This is a genomic window from Actinomadura physcomitrii, assembly GCF_008923205.2.
GTDB classification, from domain to species: domain Bacteria; phylum Actinomycetota; class Actinomycetes; order Streptosporangiales; family Streptosporangiaceae; genus Spirillospora; species Spirillospora physcomitrii.
The window spans coordinates 1-25,608 of record NZ_WBMS02000053.1 but is presented as its reverse complement, the minus strand read 5'-3'; the positions used below and the strand labels follow the sequence as shown (position 1 = coordinate 25,608).

Sequence of the window (25,608 nt, the reverse complement as noted above, 5' to 3'; positions counted from 1 at the left end):
CTCACCGCAGCTTCGGGTCGAGGGCGTCGCGGGCCGCGTCGCCGAGCATCAGGAAGCTCAGCACCGTGGCCGACAGGAACACCGCGGGGAAGATCAGCAGGTGCGGGTGATCGACGAAGGAGTCCTGCGCCAGGTTCAGCTGCAGGCCCCAGGACACCTTCGGGTACTGCAGGCCGACGCCGAGGAAGTCCAGCGTCGCCTCGCCCGCGATCACGTTGCCGACGTTGAGGGTGGCGACCACGATAACCGGCGCGATCGCGTTCGGCAGGATGTGCCGCGCCATGATCCGCCGGTCGGACGCGCCGAGCAGCCGCGCGGCCTGCACGTAGTCGGCGTCCCGGACCGCGATGACCTGCGCCCGCATGATCCGGATCATCGTGGTCCAGCCGAGCAGGACCAGCACCAGCGTCATCGCGCCGATCCCGTGGCTCGGGAAGGCGACCAGGATGACGGTCGCGCCGAGCACGAACGGCAGCCCGAAGAACACGTCGGTGAGCCGCGCGATCAGCGCGTCGAGGAGCCCGCCGTAGTAGCCGGCCAGCATGCCGAACACCAGCGCGATGACGAACGCGAACAGGGTGACGGCGACGCCGATCAGCAGGGTCGGCCGGGCGCCGTGCACGACGTGCGCGTAGTAGTCGCAGCCGGCGAGGTCGGTGCCGAACCAGTGCGCGCCGGACGGGCCGAGCTTGGCGTCGTTCGGGTCGCAGCCCTCGTTCACGCCCGTCGAGGTGAACAGCCGCGGCACCGCCGCCATCAGCGCGACCAGTAGCAGGAACCCCGCCGACGCCCAGAACACCCAGCGGCGCCGCAACTCCCGCCACGCGTCGTCCCACAGCGACGCCCGGCCGAGCCCGCCGCCGGCGGCCGCGACGGCCGCGGCGGCGGTGCCGGGCGCGCCCGCGCCCGCGCCGGCGTCCGCCGGCTCCGGTTCCGCACCCGGCGGGCCGGGGTCGGCCGCGCCCGGGTCGATCGTCTTCAATGCCCCTCCGGGTCGCTCGTCACTCGTACCTGATCCGCGGGTCCAGCAGCCCGTACAGCAGGTCCACGACCAGGTTGACCAGCAGGAAGATCAGCACGAGCACGGTGACCGCGCCGACCACCACCGGCCCCTCCTTCAGCTGGATGGACTGGAACACCTGCTGCCCGATGCCCGGCAGGTTGAAGATCCCCTCGGTCACGATCGCGCCGCCCATCAGGTTCCCGAAGTCGACGCCGAGGTAGGTGACGACCGGGATCAGCGAGTTGCGCAGCGCGTGCCGGCCGACGACCCGCGCTCGCGACAGCCCCTTGGCGTTGGCGGTGCGGACGTAGTCGGCGCGCAGGTTCTCGGCGAGGCTCGTCCTGGTCAGCCGGGCCACGTAGGACAGGCCGAGGGAGCCGAGCACCATGCCGGGCAGCAGGTAGCTCATCGGCCAGCCGTCGTCGGTCCCGGCCGTCGGGAAGATCTGCCAGTGCAGCCCGAACAGGATCTGCGCGGTGTAGCCGAGCACGAACACCGGCACCGCGATCAGCAGCGTGGTGCCGCCGAGCACGAGCGTGTCGGCGACCTTGCCGCGGCGCAGCCCGGCCCACACGCCGAGCGCGATGCCGATGACCAGCTCGAAGATCCAGGCGGTGAGCGCGAGCTGCGCGGTCACCGTCCAGCGCCCGCCGAGCATGTCCGCGACCTTCTGGCCGTCGTAGTTCTCCCCCAGGTTGCCCTGGAGGAGACCCCACATGTACTTGCCGTACTGCACCAGCAGCGGATCGTTCAGGTTGTAGCGGTCCCGAAGCGTCGACAGGACGTTGGCGGGGATGGGCTTGTCCCCGGCGAGCGCCTGGATCGGGTCGCCCGGCAACGCGAACACCATCGCGTAGATCAGCAGGGTCGTCCCGATGAAGACGGGGATCGCCTGGAGGAGCCGCCGCAGGACGTAGCGCCACATCGCCGGCTACTTCACCGTCACTTCGTTGACGATCAGGCCGGTGGACCACGCCGTGATGGTGACGTTGTCCACGTGGCTGGAGCGGCCGCCCTGGCCCGCCCACGTCCACAGCGGGATCATCGGCATCTCCCGGATGGCGACGTCCTCGGCCTGGTTGTAGAGCTGCAGCGCCCGCTGGTGGTCGGCGGAGCTGTTCGCCTTGGCGATCAGGTCGTCGAACTCCTTGCTCTTCCAGCCCATGCGGTTGGCGTTCGTCGTCCACATGTTCTCGAGGTAGTTCTGGGCGCTCGGGTAGTCGGCCTCCCAGTTCTGCCGGTACGGGCCCTTCTCCTCGTGCTTGTTCAGCATCGAGAAGTAGTCGGACGCGGGGACCTGCCGGAACTGGACGTCCTGGATGCCGAGGTTCTGCTTCAGCGAGTTCGCGACGATCTGCATCCACTGGTAGTAGGTGGGCTGCGCGTTGGAGAAGTACAGCTCCATCGTCCCCTTGAACCCGCCGGCCTTGTCGAACAGCGTCTTGGCCTTCGCCGGGTCGAAGGTGCACAGCTCACCGCAGGCGTTCGCGCGGTGCCCCTCGATGATGGACGGCAGCAGCGAGTCGGCCGGGAAGTAGTCGCCGTTGTAGACGGCCTTGTTGACGCCCTGCCGGTCGATGACCATCGAGATGGCCTTGCGCAGGTCCGGGTTCGCGAACCGCTCGTCCCACAGCGGGAAGCCGAGGTAGTCCATCGTGCCCATCTTGCGGGGCAGGAACCGGTCGCCGAGCAGCCGCTTCGCCTCCGGCACCTTCGCCGCCGGGATCGTCTGCAGCACGTCGATCTTCCCGGCGCGCAGGTCGGTGTAGGCGCTGTCGGCGCTGGAGTAGCTCTTCCAGATCACGCCCTTGTTCTTCGGCTTGCGGGGGCCGGTGTAACCGGGGAACGGCACGAGTTTGATCTGCTTGTTGCGTTCCCAGTTCCCGCTCATCATGTACGGGCCGTTGCCGATCGGGTGGTTCTCGAACGACTTGAGGTCCTGCAGACCCGCCTTCGGCATCGGCGCGAACGCCGGGTAGGTCAGCAGCAGCGGGAACTGGTTGAACGGCGCGGTGAGCGTCACCTTGAGGGTCGAGGGGTCGACGACCTGGACGCCGGAGAGCTTGTCGGCCTTCGGCTTGGCCTTCTCGTCCTCGGGGTTCATCGCGTCGTACCCCTGGATGTGCGAGAAGTAGTCGTTGGCGGAGTAGGCGTTCGGCCCGTACGCCGCGTTGTTCCAGGCGTCGGCGAAGCTCTGCGCGGTGACCGGCTCGCCGTTGTGGAACTTCTGGCCGCCGCGGACCTTGATCGTCCAGACCTTCTGGTCGGTGGTGCTGATGGACTCGGCGGCCAGGTTGTAGGCCTTGCCGTCCTTCGTGAGGCCTTCGAGGTTGTCGAACAGCCCGCTGAGGACGTCGAAGGAGTAGCTGCTGGTGGTGTTGCCCGGCACCAGGTGGTCGGGTTCGGAGTGGCCGGCGGTGAACACGCCGTCGCTCTTGCCCCCGCTCCCGCCGCAGGCCGACAGGCCGAGCGAGGCCGCCAGCGCCACCGCGGCGAGCGCCGCGACCTTCCCGCGCGCGCCCCTGCGCGTGCCCGCGTCCCTGAGGCTGGTCATGCTCCTCCTCGTGCTGTCCCCTCGTGCACCGGGCCCGGACACCCGCCGCACTTCAGGTTGGTGGCAGCGTCGTACCGGCGCGGCCGTTTCGGTATGGCGCTGACCGAGTCGAAACCGGATCGAGACTTGTTGATCAACCGTTGACACAGGTCAGCGGCGGGAGAAGATGGAACCTTCCTGCGAAAGGGGCTCCAGGGGTGACTTCGCAGCCGGACGCGACGGCGGAGACGGCACCGGGCGATGCGGCGGGCGCGAGCGGTGAGGCGGGTGCGGAGGCGGCCGCCATCTGCGCGGACCTCATCCGCTTCGACACCACCAACCGGGGCGAGGGGGTGGCGCGGCCGGAGCGGCCCGCCGCCGAGCACGTCGCCGCGCTGCTGGACGAGGTCGGCGTGGCGGCCGAGATCGTCGAGTCGGCGCCGGGCCGCGCCAGCGTGCTCGCCCGGATCCCCGGCACCGACCCGTCGCACCCGGCGTTCCTGGTCCACGGGCATCTGGACGTGGTCCCCGCCGACGCGTCCGACTGGACGGTCCCGCCGTTCTCCGGCGAGGTGCGCGGCGGGTGCGTGTGGGGGCGCGGCGCCGTCGACATGAAGGGCAGCCTCGCGATGACGCTCGCGACCGTCCGGGCGCGGCTGCGCGCGGGCCGCCGCACGCGCGGCGACCTGGTGCTGGCGTTCCTCGCCGACGAGGAGTGCACCGGCGAGTACGGCTCCCGGTACGTGGCACGCGAGCACCGCGGGTATTTCGAGGGCTGCGCCGAGGCGATCAGCGAGTCGGGCGGGTTCAGCGTGGAGGAGGGCGGGGCCCGGATCTACCCGGTCGCGACCGGCGAGCGCGGTACCGCCTGGATGCGGCTGACGGCGCGCGGCACCGCCGGGCACGGCTCCAAACCGGCGCCCGACAACGCCGTCGCCGAGATCGCGCACGCGGTGTCGCGGATCGCCGCGTACCGGTGGCCGGTGCGGCTGACCCCGGGCGTGCGGGCGCTGCTCGACGGCCTCGCGGACGCCCTCGGCACCACCATCGACCACGACCGGCTGGACGCGGAGGCGGTGCGGCTCGGCCGCGCCGGGCACCTGTTCGCCGGGACGGTCCGCAACTCGGCGAACCCGACGCGGCTGGAGGCCGGCTACAAGGTGAACGTGGTGCCGGGCACGGCGTCCGCGCAGGTCGACGGCCGGTACCTGCCCGGGACCGGCGAGGAGTTCCTGGCCACGATCGACCGGCTGCTCGGCCCGAAGGTCGCCCGGGAGTTCATCAACCACGAGGAGGCCCCGGCGGCGGACCCGGCGGGCGCGACGTTCGCCGCGCTCGCCGGGTCGCTACGGGCCGAGGACCCGCTCGCCCGGCCCGTCCCGTACGTGATGGCGGGCGGCACCGACGCCAAGTCGTTCAACGCGATCGGCATCACCAGCTTCGGGTTCGCGCCGCTGCGGCTCGGCCCGGACCTGGACTACTTCGGCATGTTCCACGGTGTGGACGAGCGGGTGCCGGTGGACGGCCTGGCGTTCGGCACCCGCGTCCTGGACCGCTTCCTCGACACGCGCTGAGGCCCGGGCACCCGCCCGGTCACTGCGACTTCTGGTAGCTGCGCAGCGAGAGCACCGCGAGCGCGACGGTGAGCGCGGTCAGCGCCAGCAGCCATCCGCCGTGCAGCGCGGCCGAGCCCCAGTCCGGGTCGCCGGCCATCGCGGCGCGCCCGGCGTCCAGCGCCCAGCTCACCGGGTTGAACGCCGCGACGTGCCGGATCCACGCAGGCATCAGCCCCTTCGCCATGAACGCCGACGACAGGAACGTCAGCGGCAGCAGCAGCATCACGTTCAGCCCGATGATGGTGTTGCGGTCGCGCAGCAGCAGGGCGAGGGTGTTCGACAGCGCGGCGAGCACGACGCCGACCAGCACGGACGCGGCGACGAGCACGGCGAGGCCGGCGGCGCCGCCGGGGTAGCGCGCGCCCGCCGCCCACCCCAGCGCGATGATCACGATGGACTGGAACGCGGTGCCGAGCGCCTGCTCGACGACGCCCGCGTTGGTGATCGCGCTGCGCCGCACCGGCGTCACCAGGAACCGGTTCAGGGTGCCGCGCTCGATCTCGTCCATCGTGGCCATCCCGGCGAACGAGTTCAGCGACACCGCGTTCATGACCACGACGCCGGGGACGAGGTAGTCGAGGTAGGACGGGGACCCGAAGCCGGGCAGCTCGACGACCCGCTTGAACAGCTCGCCGAAAAGGAAAAGCCAGATCATCGGCTGGACGAGCGTCATGACCAGGACGGCAGGGTTGCGGGCGAGCGCCGACAGCCGGCGCTGCGTCATCCACCAGGTGCCGGTGAGGAGCCCGCTCATCGCGCGCCTCCGATCGCGGCGGGCTCCGGTGCCGCGTCCGTTTCGGCGTCGGCCTGCGCGAACCGGCGTCCGGCATAGCGCAGGTACACGTCGTCCAGCGAGGGGCGCGCGACCGTCGCCGCCGCCACCGGCATCCCGGCCTGGTCGAGTGCGGCCAGTACGGCGGGCACGGCGGACGCACCGTCGTCGGCGCGCGCGCTGAGCCGCGTGCCGTCCAGCACGATGTCGCGTACGCCGGCCAGTCCGCCGAGCGCCGCGCGCACGCGCGCCTCGTCCGGAGCCTCGCCCCATTCCAGGTGGACGGCGTCGCCGCGCTGCTCGCCCTTGAGCGCGTCCGGGGTGCCCTCGGCGACGACGCGGCCGCGGTCGACGATCGCCAGCCGCCCGGCGAGCCGGTCCGCCTCGTCCAGGTAGTGCGTGGTCAGCAGGATCGCGAGCGCGTCGTCGCCCGCGAGCCGGGCGATCTCCGCCCACATCGACGCGCGGGCCTCCGGGTCGAGGCCGGTGGTCGGCTCGTCCAGGAACAGCACCCGCGGCCGGTGGACGAGGCCGAGCGCCACGTCCAGGCGGCGCCGCATCCCGCCGGAGTAGGTCTTCACGGGGCGGGACGCGGCGTCCCGCAACCCGAAGCGGTCGAGCAGCTCGCCGGCGCGGCGCCGGGCGTCCGCGCCGCCCATCCCGTGCAGCCGCCCCTGCAGGACCAGGTTCGCGCGGCCGGAGGCGCCGGGGTCGGCGCCGGACTGCTGCGCCACGACGCCGATGGCGCGCCGCACCCGGCCGGGGCGGCGCAGGACGTCGTGCCCGGCGACGGACGCGGAGCCGGCGTCCGGACGGACGAGCGTGGTGAGGATCTTGACGGTGGTGGACTTGCCGGCCCCGTTCGGGCCGAGCAGGCCGAGGATCTCTCCCCGGCCGACGGTGAGGGACAGCCCGTCCAGGGCCCGGACGTCGCCGGGATAGTGCTTGACGAGCCGGTCGGCCTCGATGGCGTGCGCCATGGTCGCCTCCATGCGGCGAGACGTGCTCGACGGGGCGTCCCGGATAGGCTGATGTAGAGGTCTCGCCGCCGGGACCTGCTCCGCGAGCGGGTTTCCGTGGTGGGTTCTGGGGCCCGGCGGCGGTGTTGCAGCACCGCCGCCGGGCCGTGCTCAGCTCTCGGTGGCACCCCTTTCCGCGAGTTCCGCGATCTCGGGCGGGACGCGTCCGGTGGCGTGGAACGCGCGCCACATCGCCAGGCCCTCCAGCGTCCCGCCGGTGATCTCGCCGAGGAAGGCGCGCACCCAGTCCGCCTCCGCCTGCGCGATGGCCAGGGCGTACTCGGCCTCCAGCAGGAAGACGCGGGGCACCTCGGCCGCCGCGGCGAGCGCGGCGCGGTCGCCCGCGATCCGCCGCTCCAGCGCGTCGAGGCGGCGGCGCAGCAGCTCGGCGGTCTCGTCCGGGCCGAGCGCGCCGAGCACCGACAGCCCGGCCTCGAGCCGCCGGTGCTCGGTCTCGGGGATTTCGATCAGCTCCCGCACCCAGTCGGCCAGCTCCGCGCGCCCGGCGTCGGTGATCCGGTAGACGGTGCGTTCGGGGCGGGCGCCGTCGCGGACGCTGCCCTCGACCGCGAGGAAGCCGTGCTTCTCCAGGTTCCGGACGACCGTGTAGAGCGAGCCCCACTTGATGTCCATGTCGTGGTCCTTGCCGCGCGCCTTCATCAGCGAGGCCATCTCGTACGGGTGCATCGGCCTTTGGGAGACCGTCGACAGCACGGCGAGCCCCAGGAGGTTGCTCACCTTCCGCCGCTTCGCCATGCCGGGCTCCTCGTTCGCGATTATTCGTGGACGAGTATAACCAGAAGCGACATATCGTGTCTACGGGACCCTCGGCGAGGCCTGGACGCGGACGTGCGGGCCGGCGCGGCGCGTCCCGGCGTGACGGCCGCCGACCCGCTCTCGCCGAGGACGCCCTGAGGCCCCCTCCGGGCGGGTAGGAGACGGGTGTGGAGTTCTCTACGGCGGCCGACGAGCTGTACGGCGTCGTGCCGGAGGAGTTCGTGGCGACCCGGACGCGGCTGGCCCGCGAGGCCAGGGCGGAGGGGGACGCCGCGCTCGCCAGGCGGATCGGCGGGCTGCGCAGGCCGACGCTGTCGGCCTGGGCGGTGAACCTGCTGTCGCGGTCGGCGGCCGGCGATCTCCGCGGGCTGCTGGACGTCGGCGCGCGGATGCGGGAGGCGTGGGGCTCGGGCGGCGGGCTCGGCGACCTGGAGCGGCAGCGGGCCCGGCTGGTCGCGGCCCTGCTGCGCCGAGCGGGCGAGCTGGCGGCCGAGGCGGGGCGCCCGCTGCGCGACCAGGCCGTCCGCGAGGTCGAGGACACGCTGCAGGCGGCCACCGTGGACGAGGAGGTCGCGGCCGAGGTGCGGGAGGGGCGGCTGCCGCAGCCGCGCAGCCACACCGGGTTCGTCCCGGCGGGCTTCGCCCTGGCCCCCGAGCCGCGCCCGGAGGAGAAGAAGGCTCCTCCGCCGGAGAGGAAGGCCGAGCGGCCGAAGGTCACCCGGACGAGCGCGGCGCGCGCCCGCCGCGCGGAGACGCTGGCCCGGAGGGCGGACGAGGCCGAACGCGCTCTGGCGGACCGGACCGAGCGCGCGGACGCCGCCAGGCGGGCGGCGGACGACGCGTCCGCCGAGGTGGGACGGTTGCGGCACGAGCTGGAGCGCGCCACCGCGGAGCGCGACTCGGCGGCACGGAGGGCGGAGCGGGCCGAGCAGGCGCGCGCCCGCGCGGAGGAGGCGGCGCGGGAGGCGCGGAAGGCGGCGAAGGAGGCGCGCCGGGCCGCCGAGAGGGACGCCGCGCACCGCTGAGCGGAGCGCAGGGCGCCGGTCAGGCCTCCAGCGCGGGGGCCGGCGGTGCCCTGGGAGAACGACGCCGCCGGCGCCCCCGGCTGTACGGGCGGGTTCGGGGATGAAGTAAGTTCCACTAATAGAACGCGATTCGAGAATCGGGGGGCGCGCGGTGACGGCACCGGTGGTGGAGCAGGCGGCGGAATGGTACGAGCCGGGGGCGCATCCGGTGGCGCCCGGCGTGCACCGGATCCCGCTGGCGCTGCCGATCCCGTCGCTGCACGCCGTCAACGTCTACGTCATCGAGGACGCGGGCGGCCCGGTCCTGATCGACTCCGGCTGGGCGATGCCGGACAGCCGCAGCGCGCTCGGGAGTGCGCTGCGCACCCTCGGGCACAAGCTCGACGACGTGGCGCAGTTCCTCGTCACGCACGCGCACCGGGACCACTACTCGCAGGCGCTCGCGCTGCGCGGCTCGTTCGGCACCCGGGTGCGGATCGGGCGCGGCGAGCGGCCGTCGATCGAGGCGTCCGCCGTGCCGGGCGGCGTCCACGCGCGCCAGATCGAGATGCTCCGCCGCTGCGGCGCCGCCGACCTCGCCGCGGAGATCGCCGGGATCCCGGGCGACCCCGCCGACGAGGAGGACCCGCTGACCGCGCCCGACGCCTGGCTGGACGACGGTGAGCGGGTCGCGCTGGCGGGCCGGGGCCTGGACGTGTTCGCCACGCCCGGGCACACCCGCGGGCACGTGGTGCTGCGGGACGCGGCGGCCGGGCTGCTGTTCGCCGGCGACCACGTCCTGCCGCACATCAGCCCGTCCATCGGCCTGGAGGCCGAACCGGAGCCGCGGCCGCTGCGCAGCTACCTGGACTCGCTGCGGCTCGTCCGCGACATGCCCGACACGCTGCTGCTGCCCGCGCACGGCCCGGTGACGGCGAGCGTCCATGCCCGGATCGACAAGCTGCTGGAGCACCACGCGGCCCGCCTCGACGCGGCCGCCGAGCGGGTCCGCGCGGGCCACGGGACGGCCTTCGCGGTCGCCGCGGCGATGACGTGGACGCGGCACCGCCGCACGCTCGCCGACCTGGAGCCCCTCAGCCGGATGATGGCCGTGCTGGAGATCGAGGCGCACCTGGACGTGCTGGCCGACCAGGGCATCCTGGACGCCCACGAGGAAGGCGGCGTCCGCCGCTATGCGCCGCGCGCCTGACGGACCCGCGGGTCGCGGCCGAGGTGGGCGAGGAGCCGGTCGGCCGGCGCGGCGGTGCCGGGGACCGGGACGGCCGGGGCGAACAGCCCGGCGCGCGTCGCGTCGGTGACCAGGGCCATGGCGGGGTCCAGCAGCAGCCCGGCGAGGCCCGGCGGGATGGGCCGGCGGGCCCCGGTGGCGCAGGCGATGTCCCAGCCGTGCACGGCGAGCTCGAGGGCGCCCGTCGTCGCGACCACGCTCGCGTGCATGGGGCACCCGCCGACAGTGACCGGCCGGTCGCCGGCGGCCGTCCAGGCGCCGAGGAGCCGGAGGGCGCCGGACCGCAGCGCCGCCACCAGCACGGCCGCCGGGTCGTCCGGCGGCGTGTCGCAGGGCGCGGACCCGGGCACCGGGTGCAGCCGGACCGCGCCCGTGTCCACGGCCTCCAGCAGGGCGTCCAGGGAGTCGGCGGTGTGCCGCAGCAGCATCCCGAGGTCCCAGCCGCGGCACGGCGTCGCCCGGCCGAGCGCCGCGGGCGTGACGCCCCCGAGCCCGCCGAGCGCGTAACCGACGGACCGTTCGAGCAGCGCCACCGTCTCCACCGAGCTCATCCCGCCCTCGCCTTCCGGGGACCGTCCCCACGTGAACTGACCCCGGCGGGGCGGGAAAGTCACCGGACGGGGACGAGGAGTTTCGCGGCGCCGGGAGCCCGCGGCGCGTCGGACCCGGCCCGGACGCGGCCGGCACGGAGACCCGGCCTCCGGGGCGCCGCGACGCCACCGGTTAGCATGATCTTCCAAGTCCCCGGCGGAAGGAGCGCTATGACGCTCGCCCCCGAGTCCACCGGCATCGTCGAGATCACCTCCGCGGAGGAGCTGCGCGGGCTGCTGGGCGCCCCGATGCGGCGGGCCATCGACAAGGAGCGCGCGACCCTGCACGCCTGGGACCGCGAGTGGCTCGCGCGGTCCCCGTTCTGCCTGATCGCCACCAGCGACGCCGAGGGCAACTGCGACGTCTCCCCCAAGGGCGATCCGCCCGGCTTCGCGCACGTGCTCGACGACACCACGATCGCGATCCCGGACCGTCCCGGCAACCGCCGCGCGGACGGCTTCCTGAACGTTTTGAGCAACCCGCACGTCGGGCTGCTCTTCATGGTCCCGCGCCGCGGCGAGACGCTGCGGATCAACGGCCGGGCCCGGCTGGTGCGGGAGGCGCCGTTCTTCGACGACATGGTCGTGAAGGGCCACCGGCCGTCGCTGGCGCTGATCGTGGACATCGAGCAGATCTTCTTCCACTGCGCGAAGGCGCTGATGCGCTCGCGGATGTGGAAGCCCGAGGAGTGGGCGGAGGACACGCTGCCCTCGCACGCCCGGATCGTCAAGGCCGTCCAGTACACCGAGGAGAGCCTCGAGGAGCTGGAGCGGCACTACGACGGGGCCGCCTACGAGAAGAAGCTCTACGGAGGCTGACACCCGGGTTCCGCGAGCCCCCGGGCCGTGGAACGACCCCCGCGCTCTCGCGCGCGGGGGTCTGGCGCGCCGAGCGGCCGGTCAGCCGCTCTTGCGGCGGAACTGGCGCTGGTGGTCGGCGCGCTCGTGCACGCCCTTCACCTTCGACCCGTTCCGGCCCGCCCCGCCGGTGTTCTTCGCCGCCGCGCCGCGCTTGCGTTCCAGGGCCTCCCGGAACCTGCGCTTCACGTCGTCCTCGCCTGTCTCACCGTCTCCGTTCGGGTCGGCCATGCGGACCTCCAGCTCTCATAGGGGCACCCCCTAGCCTCACACATCCCGGTACCGGACGGCGATGTGCACCCCCTCCGAAGATCAATTTGGGAGTTTTCCCCATCAACCGGCCGAGCTGGGAGGAACTCTCTATGGTTTGAGATCGTGGAGCCCCAGATCCCGCAGGCCGAGGCCGCACCCGCCCATCCGCCGCTGGAGTCGCTGACCGTCCAGCCGCTCCTCAACCGCGACTTCGAGGCGCGCCCGGCGGTGTTCTACGAGCGGCTCCGCGCCGAGTACGGCCCGGTCGCCCCGGTGGACGTGCTCGGCGTGCCGGCGTGGCTGGTCATCGGCTACCCGCAGACGCTGGAGATCCTGCGCGACTCGCGGGGCCTGTGGAGCCGGCGGGTGGACTCCTGGCGCGCCTACCGGGAGGGCTCCGTCCCCGCGGACTGGCCGCTGCTGCCGCTGATCGAGGTGGGCAGCTGCAGCTTCCGCGACGGTGCCGACTCCACCCGGCTGCGCAGCGCGTGGAGCGAAGGGCTGCGCCCGTTCCAGGACCGGACCCGCCCGGAGGCCAAGGAGCTGGAGGAGGCCGTCCGGCGGTACGCCGACGAGCTGATCGACGTGCTGGCCGAGAACGGCGGCCGGACCGGCTACGCCGACCTCGCCGCGCAGTACGCGCGGCCGCTGCCGCTGATGGTCGTCGGGCGGCTGCTCGGCACCGGCGCGGACGAGGACGACGGGCTGATCGTCGACCTGTGGCGGGTCCTGGACGCCGGACCGGACGCGCAGGAGGCGTCCGCGCGGCTGCTGGCCCGGACGGCCGAGGTGTGCGCGGCACGGGCCGCCTCCCCCGGCCACGACCTCCCGTCGTACATGCTCGCGGCGGTGCCGGACCTGACGGCCGAGGAGCTGACCGGCGAGATGGCGATGATGACCGGGCTGGTCGGCGACGTCACCGGCACGCTCATCTGCAACACGATCACCGAGGTGCTGATCGGCGAGACCGGCGCCCGCGACAGCCTGTCCGCCGGGATGATCCAGGAGGCGATCAACCGGGCCTCCACCGCCAACCCGCCGATGGCGAACCTGGCGTTCCGCTGGCCCCGGTCCGACGTGCGCGTCGGCCGGTTCCAGATCGCGGCCGGCGACCCGGTGATGGTGTCGCCCGCCGCCGCGCACCTGGACCCGGCGTTCACCGGGAACGCCGCGCCCGACTCGATCTACAGCTCGCGCGCGCATCTGGCGTGGAGCGCGGGGCCGCACGCCTGCCTGGGCCGCGACCTCGCGACCACGGTCACGACGATCGCGGTGGAGCGGCTGTTCGAGCGGTTCGCCGGGCTGCGCCTGGCGCTGCCGCCGGACCAGCTCGCGTGGCGGTCGTCCCCGCTCATCCGTGGCCTGCGTTCGCTGCCCGTCGACTACGAGCTGGCGGGCGAGGCCCGGCGGAAGGCCCCCGCCGCCCCCGAGGCGGACGGTAGCCCGCAGGAGCCTGAGCGCGGCGAGGCCGAGCCGGGGTCGCTGGTGCGGCGGATCCTGCGGGCGATGCGGCTGTCGCAGGGCTGACCCGGCGCGCCGTCAGGGCGTACGCTCGGCGGCCAACGCGGCGGTCCCCTCGCGGATCCGCCGCCACGCCGCGTCCACATGCGCGTCGGTCGTGCCGGCGGCGCCGATCGCGACGCGCAGCAGCACCCGCCCGCCTGCCTTGGTGTGGGTGAGGTAGAGGTCGCCGGACGCGTTGAGCCGCTCCATCAGCCGCAGCGTCGCCGCGTCGGCCTCGGCGCCGTCCAGGCCGTCCCAGCGCGGCCGGAAGCAGACGAGGCTGAGCTTCGGCTCCTCCAGCAGCGCGAACGCGGGATCGGCGGCGATCCGGGACGCGAGCCCCGCGGCCAGCCGCACGCCGGTCCGGACGTGCTCGCGCAGCCCCTCCGCGCCGTACCAGCGGATGACCGACCACAGCTTCAGCGCGCGGAACCGGCGGCCGAGCGAGATCTGCCAGTCGCGGTAGTCGATCACCTCGCCGGACGCGGACGCCCGGTTGCGCAGGTACTCCGGCAGGACCGACAGCGCGCCGACCAGCGGCTCCCGGTCGGCCACCCACATCGCGGTGCAGTCGAAGTTGGTGAGCAGCCACTTGTGCGGGTTGGTCACGTAGGAGTCGGCGTACTCGGCGACGCCGTCGTTGATCCCGCGCAGCTCGGGGCAGACGGCCGCGACGCCCGCGTAGGCGGCGTCCACGTGCAGCCAGACGCCGTGCCGGCGGCAGACCTCGCCGATCGCGGGCACCGGGTCGACCGCCGTGGTCGAGGTGGTGCCGATGGTGGCGCACACCATGACGGGCAGCGCGCCCGCCGCGGCGTCCTCGGCGAGCAGCGCGTCGAGGTGCGCGGGGTCCATGGCCAGGGTCGCCGGGTCGACGTCCACGACGCGGACGTTCGCCGCCCCGATCCCGGCGATCCGCGCGGCCTTCTCCAGCGAGGAGTGCGTCTGGGAGCTGACGTACAGGGTGCAGCGGCGGGCGATGCCGTGGCGTCCGGCGGCGCCGCCGTCCGCGCGGTGCAGCGCGGCGACGACGGCGGCCAGGGCCGCGCCGGACGCCGAGTCCTGGATCACGCCGCCGCCGGGGCCGTCGCCGCGGAACCGCTCCGGGAGGCCGAGCAGCTCGGCGAGCCAGTCGAGCACCCTGGTCTCCAGCTCGGTGCAGGCGGGGCTCGTCGCCCACAGCATCCCCTGCACGCCGAGCCCGGCCGACAGCAGGTCGCCGAGGATGGACGGGCCGCTGGCGCCGCTCGGGAAGTAGGCGAAGAAGTCCGGGTGCTGCCAGTGGGTGACGCCGGGCATGACGACGCGGTCCATGTCGGCGAGGACGGCCTCGAACCCCTCGCCGCGCTCGGGCGGGTGGGCCGGCAGGTCCGCCAGCACGTCGCCGGGGCGGGCCCGCGACAGCACGGGATAGGACTCGATCTTCTCCTGGTAGTCGGCGATCCAGTCGATGACCTGCTTGCCGTACCGGCGGAACTCGTCCGGCGTCATGTGCGCTGCCACTGCGCGTCCTCCTGCCTGCAAGGGGGCCGCCCCCGCCCGGGCGATCATAGGGGCCCGAACGAGGCGGGGGGACGCGGTCAGGCGGCGTGGACACCGTCCAGCTCGACCGTCCACACGCCGTCCATCACCTCGGCGACCGTGAGGCCGAACGCCAGGTCCGACAGGCCGTCCTGCGCCGTCCAGAGCGGGAACGCGACGCGGAACGCCCGCTCGTCCGCCTGCTCGCGGGGGACGGCGACCGCGTCGATCGCGCGGAACGCCTCGTCCGGCGGGCTGATGAGGTCCCGTCCGTGCCGCCGAACGGCCGCGGCGATCTCGGCCGCGGTGAGCCGGCGGGCCTCGGTCAGCGTCTCCAGCTCCTCGTACTCGCCGCGGACCAGCATCCCGACCACGACCCGAACGGCGTTCACGCCCTCCTCCGGCAGCATGCGGCACACCGTACCGCGCCCGCCCGCGCCGATCACCGGCTGTTTAGACGACCCCGCCCGGGAACGCTCCTCCCTGTCGAGGCGCAGGGAGGACGAACATGCCAGACAAGAGCGACAAGCACGGTCCCAAGGTGGACGACGAGATCGGCCACGAGACGGAGGGCTTGGTCCGCGGCGGGCACCCCACCCACGCCGAGGAGTTCAAGGAGACCGAACCGTACTCCGGTGACGCGCCCTGGGATCCGACCGCCGCCTCCGGCGACCCGCGCGAGGGGTCGCCGCCCGGGATGAGCGCGGGCGACGTGGAGGGTCGCAGCAACCTGGCCCGGCTGCTGTCCGGCGTCCGCTACCCCGCGCGCCCCGACGACCTGGTCGCGCACGCCTCCGGCGCGGGCGCCGACGACGCGGCGGTCGGCGCGCTGGAGACGCTGCCCGACCGCGAGTACGAGAACGTCGCCGACGTCGCCGACGAACTCGGCTACGGCCGCGAGAACCGCCGCTTCTGACCGCACCGAACCCCGTTCACTTGCGGCGAGTCGTCGTTATGGGCGGCCGGATGACGACGACTCGCCGCAAGTCAACGGCGGGCGCGGAGGGCGGGGATCTGGCCGCCGGCGGCGACGAGGTCGCGCTGGCGCGGCGACAGGCGGTGCCGGGCGCGGTAGGTCTCGTCCCTGGTGAGGTTGCGGACCTCGATCTCGGTCCCCTTCTCCAGCGCCGCGCGGACGCCTTCGATCCGCAGCCGGTCGCCCTGCTCGACACGGTCGTAGCCGGCCTCGTCGGCGAACTCCAGCGGCAGGATCCCGAAGTTGACCAGGTTCTGCCAGTGGATGCGGGCGTAGCCGCGGGCGAGGACGAGCCGCAGCCCGAGATGGCGCGGCGCGATCGCGGCGTGCTCCCGCGACGAGCCCTGCCCGTAGTTGCGGCCGCCGACGACGGCGTGCGGCCCGGCCTCCCGCGCGCGCTCCGGATAGCCCTCGTCGATGCGGACGAACGCGAAGTCGGCCAGCTTGGCGATGTCGCTGCGGTACGGCAGAGCCTGCGCACCCGCCATGAGGATCTCGTCGGTGGACACGTCGTCGCCGACCTTGATGACGACCGGGACGTCCATGTCGTCCGGCAGCGGGTCCAGGTCGGGGAGCACGCCGATGCTCGGTGCCTTGTCCAGCTCGACGCGGCGCGCCTCGTCCTCGGGGAGCGGCGCCTCCAGCATCTCCCGGTTGACGCTGGAGCGTTCCGGCAGGCGCAGGAGCGGCGGTTCCATGTCCAGCTCGCGCGGGTCGGTGATCTTCCCGGTGAGCGCGGCGGCCGCGGCGGTCTCCGGCGAGCACAGCCACACCCGGTCGTCGGCGGTCCCGGAGCGGCCGGGGAAGTTGCGCGGGAACGTCCGCAGGCTGTTGCGGCCGACCGCGGGCGCCTGGCCCATGCCGATGCAGCCGAGGCAGCCGGCCTGGTGGATCCGCGCGCCGGCCTGGATCAGGTCGGTCGCGGCGCCCATCTTCGTGAGGTCGACGAGGATCTGCCGGGACGTCGGGTTCACGTCCAGCGACACGTGCGGACGCACCTGCCGGCCCTTGACGATCGCGGCGACGGACGCGAAGTCGCGCAGCCCCGGGTTCGCCGACGACCCGACGACGACCTGGTGCACCTCCTCCCCCGCGACCTCCCGGACCGGCACCACGTCGCCGGGCGAGGACGGCCGGGCGATCAGCGGCTCCAGCGCCGACAGGTCGATCTCGTCGGTGACGTCGTAGGACGCGTCCGGGTCGGCGACGATCTCGGTGAAGTCGTCCTCGCGGTCCTCGCCGCGCAAGAACTCCAGGACGCGTTCGTCGGACGGGAACACCGTCGTCGTCGCGCCCAGCTCGGCGCCCATGTTCGCGATGACGTGCCGGTCCATCGCCGTCAGGCCGGCGAGGCCGGGCCCGTGGTACTCGATGATGCGGCCGACGCCGCCGCGGACGCCGTGCCGCCGCAGCATCTCCAGGATCACGTCCTTGGCGCTGACCCACGGCGGCAGTTCCCCGGTGAGCCGGATCCCCCAGATCTCCGGCATCGTCACGTGGATCGGCTCGCCCGCAATCGCCATGGCGGCCTCCAGCCCGCCGACGCCCATCGCGAGCATGCCGAGCGCCCCGGCCGCGCAGGTGTGGGAGTCGGAGCCGACCATCGTGGCGCCGGGCACGCCGAACCGCTGCATGTGCGTGGGATGCGAGACGCCGTTGCCGGGCCTCGAGTACCAGAGGCCGTAGCGGCGGCACGCCGACCGCAGGAAGATGTGGTCGGCCATGTTCCGCTCGTCGGCCTGCAGCAGGTTGTGGTCGACGTACTGCACCGACACGTCCGTGCGGACTCGGTCCAGGTCGAGCGCCTCCAGCTCCAGCATCACCATCGTGCCGGTGGCGTCCTGGGTGAGGGTCTGGTCGATGCGGATCCCGATCTCGGTACCGGGCTCCATCTCGCCGCTCACCAGGTGCGAGGCGATCAGCTTGCGGGCGACGTTGCGGCCCGCGGTGCCGTTGGCCATGGGCGGTTCCTCCGCTCCCTCCGGTCGTGACTCTGGACGGGCCCGGGCGCGCTCAGACGGGCCGGGCGGGACGTTCCCGGTGGTGCGCCGGACGATCCTCCGGGCGCCCGCACCACTGCGCGAGCGCCTCCCGGATCGCGGTGGCCCGCCGGTCCGGCGCGGTCTCGTCGCACGCCCACGCGATGTAGCCGTCCGGCCGGACCAGCGCCGTCGTGCGGGTGGCGCCGCCGGCGAGCGCGCAGTGCACCCGTCCCGCCCACCGCTTGGTCGCCAGGTAGGTGACCGCCGGGTCGTTCGCGGCGACCACGAGAACGAACCGCCCGTCGCCGAGCAGCCGGTAGAGGCGCCCCGGAGCGCCCGCGACGGGGACGTCCGGGGCGCGCATCCCGGTGAGGCGGTGCGCGCCGCGCGGCGCCGGGTAGGCGACGTCGATCCCGGACACCGCGCCGGCCAGCCGCCGCGCGACCGGCCGCACGTGCGTCGCCGCCCACGCCGCGACGGCCCGGCCGCGGCGCAGCCACGGCTGCTCGACCGTGGCGAACCTCAGCAGCGCCCCGCTGCCGCGCAGGACCTGCACGCCGACCGGGTGGCGCTCCTCCTGGTAGCTGTCCAGCAGCCACGACGGCGCCCACCCGTTCAGCTCGGCGGCGAGCTTCCAGCCGAGGTTCGCCGCGTCCTGCATCCCGGTGTTCATGCCCTGGCCGCCCGCCGGGGAGTGGACGTGCGCGGCGTCGCCCGCGAGGAACACCCGTCCCGCCCGGTAGCGCGGCACCTGCCGCTCGTCGCTGTGGAACCGGGACGTCCAGCGCGGGTCGCGCATTCCGTGGTCGGAGCCGAGGGCGCGGCGCGCGACGTCGCGGATCTCGTCCAGGTCGACGGGCTCGGAGTCGGCGGCCTGGTGCCGGCGGTCCCAGGCGATCACCCGGTACCAGCCGTAGCCGAACGGCGCGATGAACGCGAACGCGTCACCGGACGCCCCGGCGGTGAGGACCTCGGCGGGCGCGTCGTCCAGCCGCACGTCCGCCAGCATCACCGACCGCACCACGGCCCTGCCGGGGAACGGCATGCCGAGCGCCTTGCGGACGGTGCTGCGGACGCCGTCGGCGCCGACGACGTAGGACGCGCGGCGGGTCGCCGTGGACCCGCCGGCCATCCGGACGTCGACGTCCACGCCCACCGCGTCCTGACGGAGGCCGGTCGCCTCCGCGCCGTGGACGATCTCCGCCCCGGCCGCCAGCGCGCGCTCGCGCAGCACCCGCTCCGTCTCGTACTGCGGCGTGACGAGCACGTACGGGAAGCGGCCGGGGAGCCGGGACAGATCCAGCGCGGCGGCGCCGAGCAGCCGCAGCCCGCCGACCCGCTCCCCCGTCGCGACCAGCTCGTCGGCGACACCGCGCGCGTCGAGCAGCTCCAGCGTCCGCGCGTGCACGGCGAACGCGCGGGTGAGGTTGTCGGTCTCCGCCGGGCGCCGCTCCAGGACGGTGCATCCGACGCCGGCCGCCGCGAGGTCCCCGGCGAGCAGGAGCCCGGTCGGACCGGCGCCCACGATCAGCACGTTCCCCGTCGGCCTGGGCGGCATCCGGATCCCCTTCCGTCCGTGCGCGGGTGCGGCCCTACACCCCTTCCCGCGAACGGCGGCTCATCACGCGCCGGGACGGCCGGAAACCGGCCCGCCGACCGCCGACGCGTCGGCCGCGACGGCGACCGGCGGGAACGCTCCCGCCCGGCGCTCTAGCCGCGGCCGTTGGCGCGCAGGATGGCGACGGCCTTGACGGTCTGGTAGCCGCGCCACTCCAGTCCGGCGGCGGGCGAGTAGTTCGCGAAGTCGACGCGCCATCCGCCGTCCGCCTCCTGCGCGCGCTCCAGCCGGTCGAGTTCCGCGGCGACGACGTCCGGCGCGAACAGCGCCCGGACGGGCGTGCCCGGCAGCGGCGCGAAGTCGAGCGGACGCATCATCTCGTCCTCCAGCCCGCCCGCGACGGGGACCAGCCCGTCCGGCGGGATGTGCTCGCCCAGCAGCGCGATCAGTTCGGCCGCCTCCGGTTCGGTCGCGTGCACGGCGTCCAGCAGCCACAGGGCGAACGCCAGCTCCAGCGCGTGGAGCTCGGTCTTCGCGCGGACGGCGTCCATGCAGAAGCGGGTGGCGCGGGCGAGCCACGGATGCGCGGCGACCGCCGGGTCATGCGCGGCGGCACGGTGCGCGGTCGCGGCGACCACCGCGGTGATCTGCAGCGACGACGCGTCCGGGTCGGCGCCCGCCCAGAACGGCGCGCATCCGGCCGGGTCGGGGACGCGCACGCCGAACGGGATGCCGCCGTCCGGCAGCGTCACCGTCTCCAGCCAGTCGCAGAGCGCGGCCGCCTCGGGCGCCGCCGCGGGTGCCAGTTCGGCGAACACCTCGAAGGCGTGCAGCGCCGGGCCGGGCTGACTCGTCCGCGAGCGCAGATCGGGTTCGAGGCCGTGGCCGTACCCGCCGTCGGGGTTCCGGTAGGCGTTCAGCGCCGCCAGCGCGGCGTCCCGGTCGCCCTCCCCGGTGAGCAGCTCGAAACGGCGGCGGTCGAGCAGGCGCGCGTGCGTGGCCATGAAGTCGGAGGCCTTGTCGAGATTCATGTCCCCAGCCTCGCCCCGGACGGCGCCGCCGTCTTGGAGGTTTCGGTCATCACCGGGTAAGGGGCGAGTCCGGAGCGGTGCGGTCGGCTAGACCGCGCGCAGGGCGAGGCCCAGCGCCCGGAACTGCTCGACGGGCCGGTGGTAGCCGCGCTCGATGTGGTGGACGCCGCGCAGCGTCGACGGCCCCTCGGCGACCGCCGCCGCGAGCACCGCCGAGAACCCGGCCCGGATGTCCGGCATCGTCACGTCCCCGCCGCGCAGCTTCGACACCCCGCGCACGACCGCCGAGTGCAGCGCCGCCGTGTCGTGGTAGCGGCACGCGGGACCGCCGAGGCAGGTGTCGTAGACCTCGATCTCGGCGCCCATGCTCTGCAGCGCCGGGACGTAGGCGAGCCGGTTCTCGTACACGGTCTCGTGCAGCACCGACATGCCGTCCGCCTGCGTGAACAGCACCATCAGCGGCGTCTGCCAGTCCGTCGCGAACCCCGGGTGGGTGTCGGTCTGGACGGCCGCGGGACGCAGCCCGTCCGGCGCCGACGCCATGATCCACTCGTCGGTGATCTCGAACCGGGCGCCCATCCGGGCCAGCGTGGTGATCGCGGTGACGAGGCGGTCCTGCGGGCAGCCGTGCACCCGCACCTCGCCCCGGGTCACCAGGCCCGCCACCAGGTAGGAGAACGCCTCGATCCGGTCGCCCGCCAGCCGCGTCACCGCCCCGCCCAGGCGCTCGACGCCCTCGACGACGATCCGGCGGTCCGGCGCGAACGAGATCCGCGCGCCCATCCGCTGCAGGAACAGCGCCAGCTCGATGATCTCCGGTTCGGTCGCCGCGTTCCGGATGACCGTCTTGCCCTGCGCCCTGACCGCCGCGAGCAGCACCGTCTCGGTGGCGCCGACGCTCGGGTACGGCAGGTCGATCCGCGTCCCGACCAGCCGGGACGCGCGGGCGTGGATGCCGTCGGCGGCGAGCGTCACCTCGGCGCCGAACGCGCGCAGCGCGGCCACGTGGAAGTCGACCGGCCGCCGCCCGATCGGGTCGCCGCCGACCAGCGGGACGAACGCCTCCCCCGCCAGGTGCAGCAGCGGGCCCAGCATCAGGATCGGGATGCGGTTCAGCCCGGTGAACGCCTTGCCGACGCTCGGGTCCGCGACCGGCCCGGGCACCACGGTGATCTCTCCGCCCGACCGCTCCACGGCCATCCCGATGTGCTCGAGCATCCCCGCCGTGATCCCGACCTCACCGACGTCGGGAGCGTTGCGGATCGTGCTCGGCTCCGTGCCGAGCATCGCCGCGACCATGTGCTTGCTGACCGCGTTCTTCGCCCCCCGGACGGTGACGTCGCCGCGCAGCGGCCCGGACGGTTCGATCTCCCAGAGCTTCTCGGTCACCCGTGCAAGCCTACGGCGGATCCGGACCGGTCAGGCGCGGTCCGCGAGAAGGTTCGCCGCGAACCCGAGGAACGCGACCCCGGCCGCCTGCTCCAGGCGCCGCCGCACCCGCGGCCGCCGCAGCCGCTCCGCCAGCTTCGCCGCCGCCCCGGACACCAGCCAGTACCAGACGGCCAGCTCCGCGACGTCGATGGCGGTGAACAGGAGCGTCGTGCCGAACGCCGGCGCCCCGTGCGGCATGAACTGCGGGATCAGGCTCATGTAGAAGATCCCGGCCTTGGGGTTCAGCAGGTTCGTCCCGAACCCGGCCCGGAACGCGGCCCGGCGGGAACCCGCCACGGCCGGCCCGGCGGCCTCCTCGACGGGCTCGGCGGGCTCGGCGGTGGGCCCGCCGCGCCTGGCCTTCCAGTCGGTATGGTGGCCGCATGGCGGATGTCCTGGACGACCTCGCGGCCGAGTACCGGCAACTGGACGCCGTGCTGGCGGCGCTCAGCCCGGAGCAGTGGTCCGCTCCGTCCGGCGCGGAGGGCTGGACCGTCTCCGACGTGGTCCTGCACCTCGCGCAGAGCGAGGAGGCGGTCGGCACGCCGGCCACCGCCGGCGACGGCGACGGCGCGTTCCTGCCGTCCACCGCGACCACCGTCGACGCCGCGATGGCCGACCGCGTCGCCGCCGAGCGCGGCGCCCCGGCGGACAGCGTCCTCGCCCGCTGGCGCAAGGCGGCCTTCGCCACGCCGGGCACGCTCCGCTCCTTCCCGCCGGGCACCCGCCTCACCTGGGTCAGGACGTCCCTCTCCCCGCGCACACTCGCCACGACGCGGCTCGCCGAGCACTGGGCGCACGCGCAGGACATCACCGTCCCGCTCGGCATCGACTACCCCGACACCGACCGGCTGCACCACATCGCCTGGCTCGCCCACCGGACGCTCCCCTACGCGTTCTCGGTCGCGGGCCGGCCCGACGCGGCCGTCCACTGCGACCTCACCGCGCCGGACGGGACGCGCTGGACCTTCGGCGACCCCGGGGCGCCGAACCGGATCACCGGTCCGGCCGCGGACTTCTGCCGGGTCGGCGCCCGCCGCCTCACGCCCGAGCAGACCGTCCTTCGCGCCGAGGGCCCGGACGCCGCCGAGGCGCTCCGCCTCGTCCGCAACTACGCCGCCTGACCGGCCGCGGCGGACGACCGGACCGGCCTGCCCGCGAGCGATCCGCGCGAACGCCACCGCCTGAACCGGGCGGCGCCTTCCGCTCCGCCGCCGGCGAAGCGACGTCCGCTCATCGCGCCGCCGTCTGCCAAGGCCGCGCCGCCGGCGGAGCACCCCCGTCGGGAGGGCGCGACCGCTGCGGGACGAGCGCGATCGTCGACGCGGGGCCCGTGTCGGCGCCGCCGACGCGCAGCATCCCGCGCCGGGTCAGGTAGCGGAGGGCCTCGCGGACTTGCTCCGGGGTCGCCAGAAGGCGTTCGGCCAGGGCCGCACGGGTGTGGCGGCCGGGCGACCACAGCGCCACCGACAGCACGTCCATGGCCAGCGGCCCGTAACGCTTGTCCCCGTGCCCGGGACGGTCAGTACCGGCGGCGGGCCGGGAACGGGCCAGGAAACGCGGCGCCCCGGGCGAACCGGTCACCGGCCAGAATTGCAGAAGCCACCGGTGCCCATCGGAGGTCCGGCGGCGGAGAACGCGAAGCCGATGAAGCCCGGGCTTCGCGAGTTTCATGTTCCATGGCGAAACACCGCCGCACGCATGGGCGAGCCCGACTTCGCCGCGGGAAGTCAGGAAAGGCGTTTCCAGCACATCGCTCCACCCGGCGGCGCCGTTCCCGGGCGGGGCGTCATACGCCTCGAGACGCACGTGGGCATGCGGTGCGGCGGTGCCGAGAACCCAGCCGGCACCCGCCCTCGCGACGTCGCTCTTCGCGCCCGCGGCGAAGGCGTCCTCCGCCAGAAGGGGCAGGTTCAGATGGCGGAGTTCCCCCGTTCCTCCGACACCGGCAGGCCAGAATCCGCGGACCACGAGCGTGCCGAATTCGGCTCGATAATCGCCGTCCTCGTACGTCCCGAGAAGAGTCATGGCCGCACGCTAACAACGGCCTCCGACAGAACAAGGCACCGATATCCGCCGGCGAACCGCCTCCCTGCGTCGGTGAACTCGGGGCCGCTGCGACGGCTCCACCCCCGTGACGCGGCTCAGCCGACCGGACGGGACTCTTCGAGCAGGGCGGTCGCGGCACGGTGGATCTTCTCGAGCGCGGTCATCAGGTGCTCCCGCTCGGCGCCGGCCGTGCAGGCGCGCGTCCTCACGCTCACCGGGCCCGACGCGGGACCCCAGGTGCCCGCGCTCAGCAGCAGCGCCGTCTACCTCGGCACCTCGCTCGGCGCGGGCCTGGGCGGCTGGGTCATCGGCTCGTCCGGCCCCGGCGCCCTTCCGATCATCGCCGCCGCCTGCGTCCTGACCGCAGCCGCCCTCTTCGGCCTACCGGGACGTCACACAACGCGGATGCACGAGCCCAACGCGGAGAACCGTCACGTGAACGTATGAGGGAGGTCCGGTGGCCGCGCCAGTGCAAGTGTGTGGGTTGGCACCGGCGCGACCATGGTCCGGCCATCACCGGACAGGTCCAATTCTCACCCATCACACGTTGCACACGCGTTGCTTCGTTCACCTTGGTGCAGCGCTCCCGGTGGCCAGCCGACGGCCACGACGAGCGGCCGTCCGACGAACCACCGACCCATATGGAAAGCTTCCGGGATGACCACTCCGGACGAACGGTGGCACCGGCGCATCGCCGACCTCTGGGCCGCCTTCGATGATCACGAACCGCAGGCGTTCCTCGCCAAGGTCAAGGAACTGACCAGCGAGCTTCCCAGCGGTAACGGCATTGCGGAGTACGAACTGGCCTCCGCCCACGACTCCATCGGGCATGAAGCGGAGGCGGCCATGCATTACCGGCGCGCGTTCGCCGCGGGACTGCCCGACTCGCATCGCCGCCGGGCGACCATCCAGTTCGCCAGCACGCTGCGGAACCTCGGCGAGGCGGAGGAAAGCGTCAGGCTGCTCGCAGCGGAGCGTGAGGCCGGCTCCGACGAACTCGACGACGCCGTCACGGCCTTCCTCGCCCTGGCGCTCACCGATCTCGACCGTGACCGCGAGGCGGCGGCTCTCGCGCTCGGTGCGCTCTCCCGTCACCTTCCGCGCCCCATTTTGGCCGGCACCCGGACGCTGAGATCATCTGCTTCCAGCCGGGAGTAGGCGTGATCCTCGGTGCCCGGGTGCTCGCCGAGTTCGCAGACGCCCCCGCCGCTATGCCTCGGCCAAGGCCTGCAAGAACTACGCCGGGACCTCGCCGATCACCCGCCAGTCCGGCAAGACCAGAACCGTCCAGGCCCGGTTCGTCCACAACGACCGCCTCGTCGACGCCCTGCACATGCAGGCTTCCTGCGCCCTGCTGCACGACCCGCACGTCCGCGCCTACTACGACCAGTTCCGCGCCCGCGACATCGGCCACAACGCCGCCCTGCGCCAGGTCGGCAACCGCCTGGTCACACCACAACCACACCCTCGCCGCTTGACATCCAACGTCCAGGGATGTCTGACCCGGGCACTCCAAAAATGCGGAAGGCCCCGCCTTTCGGCGGGGCCTTCCCAATATGTGTCCGGCGGTGTCCTACTCTCCCACACAGTCTCCCATGCAGTACCATCGGCGCTGAAGGGCTTAACTTCCGGGTTCGGAATGGGACCGGGTGTTTCCCCTCCGCCATGACCACCGAACGCCTCACGCACCACCCCAACTAAGGAGTGGGCAAACTCGACGTCCCGAGCAGCCGGCTCGAGAAATCTTCACTTATCAACACGGGTTCCCGGTTGCTTCCCGGGAACCACACAGGGACGCGAACACTCCACACAACAGCGAGATGCTTTGAACGTTCAGTGTGTTCAAGCCACTCGGCCTATTAGTACCGGTCAACTCCACACGTT

At 73.6% G+C, this 25,608-nt stretch carries 25 protein-coding genes, 1 rRNA gene and 1 pseudogene; 10 read left to right on the top strand and 17 right to left on the bottom strand.

The annotated features are described in order from the left end of the window. Position 1 precedes the first annotated feature (1 nt). The 3 genes from F8568_RS40580 to F8568_RS40570 are packed head-to-tail and all read right to left on the bottom strand — an operon-like array spanning position 2 to position 3,557. A complete protein-coding gene (locus F8568_RS40580; protein ID WP_202125921.1) occupies positions 2-982 on the bottom strand; it encodes an ABC transporter permease in 981 nt (326 codons plus the stop codon). 19 nt (positions 983-1,001) lie between these two features. Next, positions 1,002-1,928: an ABC transporter permease gene (locus F8568_RS40575; RefSeq protein ID WP_151599180.1), complete on the bottom strand. Its 927-nt coding sequence runs from the start codon at positions 1,926-1,928 to the stop codon at positions 1,002-1,004. 6 nt (positions 1,929-1,934) lie between these two features. After that, positions 1,935-3,557 carry a peptide ABC transporter substrate-binding protein gene (locus F8568_RS40570; protein WP_151599178.1) on the bottom strand — a complete coding sequence of 541 codons (1,623 nt, stop codon included), beginning with the start codon at positions 3,555-3,557 and terminating at the stop codon, positions 1,935-1,937. Between the two features lie 197 nt (positions 3,558-3,754). Between F8568_RS40570 and F8568_RS40565 the strand changes: the two genes are divergently transcribed. Next, positions 3,755-5,110, top strand: a complete 1,356-nt coding sequence (locus F8568_RS40565; RefSeq protein WP_151599176.1) for a M20/M25/M40 family metallo-hydrolase — start codon at positions 3,755-3,757, stop codon at positions 5,108-5,110. 19 nt (positions 5,111-5,129) lie between these two features. On the opposite strand, the gene F8568_RS40560 is transcribed toward F8568_RS40565, so the two are convergent. The 3 genes from F8568_RS40560 to F8568_RS40550 all read right to left on the bottom strand — a co-directional run bounded on the left by F8568_RS40560 (position 5,130) and on the right by F8568_RS40550 (position 7,699). Further along, complete coding sequence (locus tag F8568_RS40560) at positions 5,130-5,906, bottom strand: ABC transporter permease (RefSeq protein ID WP_151599174.1); 777 nt, start codon at positions 5,904-5,906, stop codon at positions 5,130-5,132. Next, a complete protein-coding gene (locus tag F8568_RS40555; RefSeq protein ID WP_202125919.1) occupies positions 5,903-6,904 on the bottom strand; it encodes an ATP-binding cassette domain-containing protein in 1,002 nt (333 codons plus the stop codon). Before F8568_RS40555 ends, F8568_RS40560 begins: the two co-directional genes overlap by 4 nt. 150 nt (positions 6,905-7,054) lie before the next feature. Beyond that, on the bottom strand, positions 7,055-7,699 hold the full coding sequence (locus tag F8568_RS40550; protein ID WP_151599171.1) for a PadR family transcriptional regulator: 645 nt from the start codon (positions 7,697-7,699) through the stop codon (positions 7,055-7,057). A gap of 188 nt (positions 7,700-7,887) precedes the next feature. Between F8568_RS40550 and F8568_RS40545 the strand changes: the two genes are divergently transcribed. After that, a complete protein-coding gene (locus F8568_RS40545) occupies positions 7,888-8,745 on the top strand; it encodes a hypothetical protein (protein ID WP_151599168.1) in 858 nt (285 codons plus the stop codon). A 151-nt stretch (positions 8,746-8,896) separates the two neighbouring features. Further along, positions 8,897-9,934, top strand: coding sequence for an MBL fold metallo-hydrolase (locus tag F8568_RS40540; protein ID WP_151599166.1), 1,038 nt, complete (start codon positions 8,897-8,899; stop codon positions 9,932-9,934). Here the strand turns inward: F8568_RS40540 and F8568_RS40535 are convergent. Then, on the bottom strand, positions 9,916-10,524 hold the full coding sequence (locus F8568_RS40535; protein ID WP_151599164.1) for a TIGR03086 family metal-binding protein: 609 nt from the start codon (positions 10,522-10,524) through the stop codon (positions 9,916-9,918). The two genes, F8568_RS40540 and F8568_RS40535, sit on opposite strands and share 19 nt — an antisense overlap. A gap of 210 nt (positions 10,525-10,734) precedes the next feature. On the opposite strand from F8568_RS40535, the gene F8568_RS40530 reads away from it, so the two are divergent. Next, positions 10,735-11,382: a pyridoxamine 5'-phosphate oxidase family protein gene (locus F8568_RS40530; protein WP_151599162.1), complete on the top strand. Its 648-nt coding sequence runs from the start codon at positions 10,735-10,737 to the stop codon at positions 11,380-11,382. A gap of 81 nt (positions 11,383-11,463) precedes the next feature. On the opposite strand, the gene F8568_RS40525 is transcribed toward F8568_RS40530, so the two are convergent. Next, entirely contained in the window at positions 11,464-11,652 is a 189-nt protein-coding gene (locus F8568_RS40525) for a DUF5302 domain-containing protein (RefSeq protein ID WP_151599160.1), read from the bottom strand. A gap of 144 nt (positions 11,653-11,796) precedes the next feature. Between F8568_RS40525 and F8568_RS40520 the strand changes: the two genes are divergently transcribed. Beyond that, entirely contained in the window at positions 11,797-13,200 is a 1,404-nt protein-coding gene (locus F8568_RS40520; RefSeq protein WP_151599158.1) for a cytochrome P450 family protein, read from the top strand. 12 nt (positions 13,201-13,212) lie between these two features. Here the strand turns inward: F8568_RS40520 and F8568_RS40515 are convergent, their stop codons facing one another. Next, the gene (locus F8568_RS40515) at positions 13,213-14,679 is read right to left on the bottom strand and encodes an aminotransferase class I/II-fold pyridoxal phosphate-dependent enzyme (protein ID WP_328601245.1); all 1,467 of its coding nucleotides are present in this window, start codon (positions 14,677-14,679) and stop codon (positions 13,213-13,215) included. 77 nt (positions 14,680-14,756) lie between these two features. Beyond that, positions 14,757-15,107, bottom strand: coding sequence for a DUF7668 domain-containing protein (locus tag F8568_RS40510; RefSeq protein ID WP_151599156.1), 351 nt, complete (start codon positions 15,105-15,107; stop codon positions 14,757-14,759). A gap of 98 nt (positions 15,108-15,205) precedes the next feature. Between F8568_RS40510 and F8568_RS40505 the strand changes: the two genes are divergently transcribed. Next, entirely contained in the window at positions 15,206-15,613 is a 408-nt protein-coding gene (locus F8568_RS40505; RefSeq protein WP_151599154.1) for a DUF2795 domain-containing protein, read from the top strand. Between the two features lie 71 nt (positions 15,614-15,684). On the opposite strand, the gene F8568_RS40500 is transcribed toward F8568_RS40505, so the two are convergent. From F8568_RS40500 to F8568_RS40480, 5 genes are all read right to left on the bottom strand, one after another. Continuing rightward, positions 15,685-17,634: an aconitate hydratase gene (locus F8568_RS40500; RefSeq protein ID WP_151599152.1), complete on the bottom strand. Its 1,950-nt coding sequence runs from the start codon at positions 17,632-17,634 to the stop codon at positions 15,685-15,687. Between the two features lie 52 nt (positions 17,635-17,686). Beyond that, positions 17,687-19,213 (bottom strand): FAD-dependent monooxygenase, encoded by a 1,527-nt coding sequence (locus tag F8568_RS40495; protein WP_151599150.1) that lies wholly within the window; start codon positions 19,211-19,213, stop codon positions 17,687-17,689. 152 nt (positions 19,214-19,365) lie between these two features. Then, a complete protein-coding gene (locus F8568_RS40490; RefSeq protein ID WP_151599148.1) occupies positions 19,366-20,244 on the bottom strand; it encodes a hypothetical protein in 879 nt (292 codons plus the stop codon). 87 nt (positions 20,245-20,331) lie between these two features. Then, positions 20,332-21,633, bottom strand: a complete 1,302-nt coding sequence (gene murA / locus F8568_RS40485) for a UDP-N-acetylglucosamine 1-carboxyvinyltransferase (protein ID WP_151599146.1) — start codon at positions 21,631-21,633, stop codon at positions 20,332-20,334. 30 nt (positions 21,634-21,663) lie between these two features. Further along, positions 21,664-21,972 carry a LysE family translocator gene (locus tag F8568_RS40480; RefSeq protein WP_151599144.1) on the bottom strand — a complete coding sequence of 103 codons (309 nt, stop codon included), beginning with the start codon at positions 21,970-21,972 and terminating at the stop codon, positions 21,664-21,666. 86 nt (positions 21,973-22,058) lie between these two features. On the opposite strand from F8568_RS40480, the gene F8568_RS40475 reads away from it, so the two are divergent. Next, a complete protein-coding gene (locus F8568_RS40475; protein ID WP_151599142.1) occupies positions 22,059-22,799 on the top strand; it encodes a maleylpyruvate isomerase family mycothiol-dependent enzyme in 741 nt (246 codons plus the stop codon). Between the two features lie 109 nt (positions 22,800-22,908). Here the strand turns inward: F8568_RS40475 and F8568_RS40470 are convergent, their stop codons facing one another. Beyond that, a complete protein-coding gene (locus F8568_RS40470) occupies positions 22,909-23,703 on the bottom strand; it encodes a hypothetical protein (RefSeq protein ID WP_151599140.1) in 795 nt (264 codons plus the stop codon). Positions 23,704-23,961: 258 nt separating this feature from the next. Here F8568_RS40470 and F8568_RS40465 point away from each other — a divergent pair, with 258 nt between their 5' ends. The 3 genes and pseudogenes from F8568_RS40465 to F8568_RS49060 form a co-directional block, all read left to right on the top strand. After that, the gene (locus F8568_RS40465) at positions 23,962-24,171 is read left to right on the top strand and encodes a hypothetical protein (RefSeq protein ID WP_151599138.1); all 210 of its coding nucleotides are present in this window, start codon (positions 23,962-23,964) and stop codon (positions 24,169-24,171) included. A 210-nt stretch (positions 24,172-24,381) separates the two neighbouring features. Beyond that, entirely contained in the window at positions 24,382-24,882 is a 501-nt protein-coding gene (locus tag F8568_RS40460; RefSeq protein WP_151599136.1) for a tetratricopeptide repeat protein, read from the top strand. After that, positions 24,863-25,048, top strand: a pseudogene (locus tag F8568_RS49060) (transposase); the annotation flags it as partial. The gene F8568_RS40460 and the pseudogene F8568_RS49060, both read left to right, overlap by 20 nt. 236 nt (positions 25,049-25,284) lie before the next feature. Here F8568_RS49060 and rrf read toward each other — a convergent pair. Further along, positions 25,285-25,401 (bottom strand): 5S ribosomal RNA (rrf, locus tag F8568_RS40450). Between the last annotated feature and the right edge of the window lie 207 nt (positions 25,402-25,608).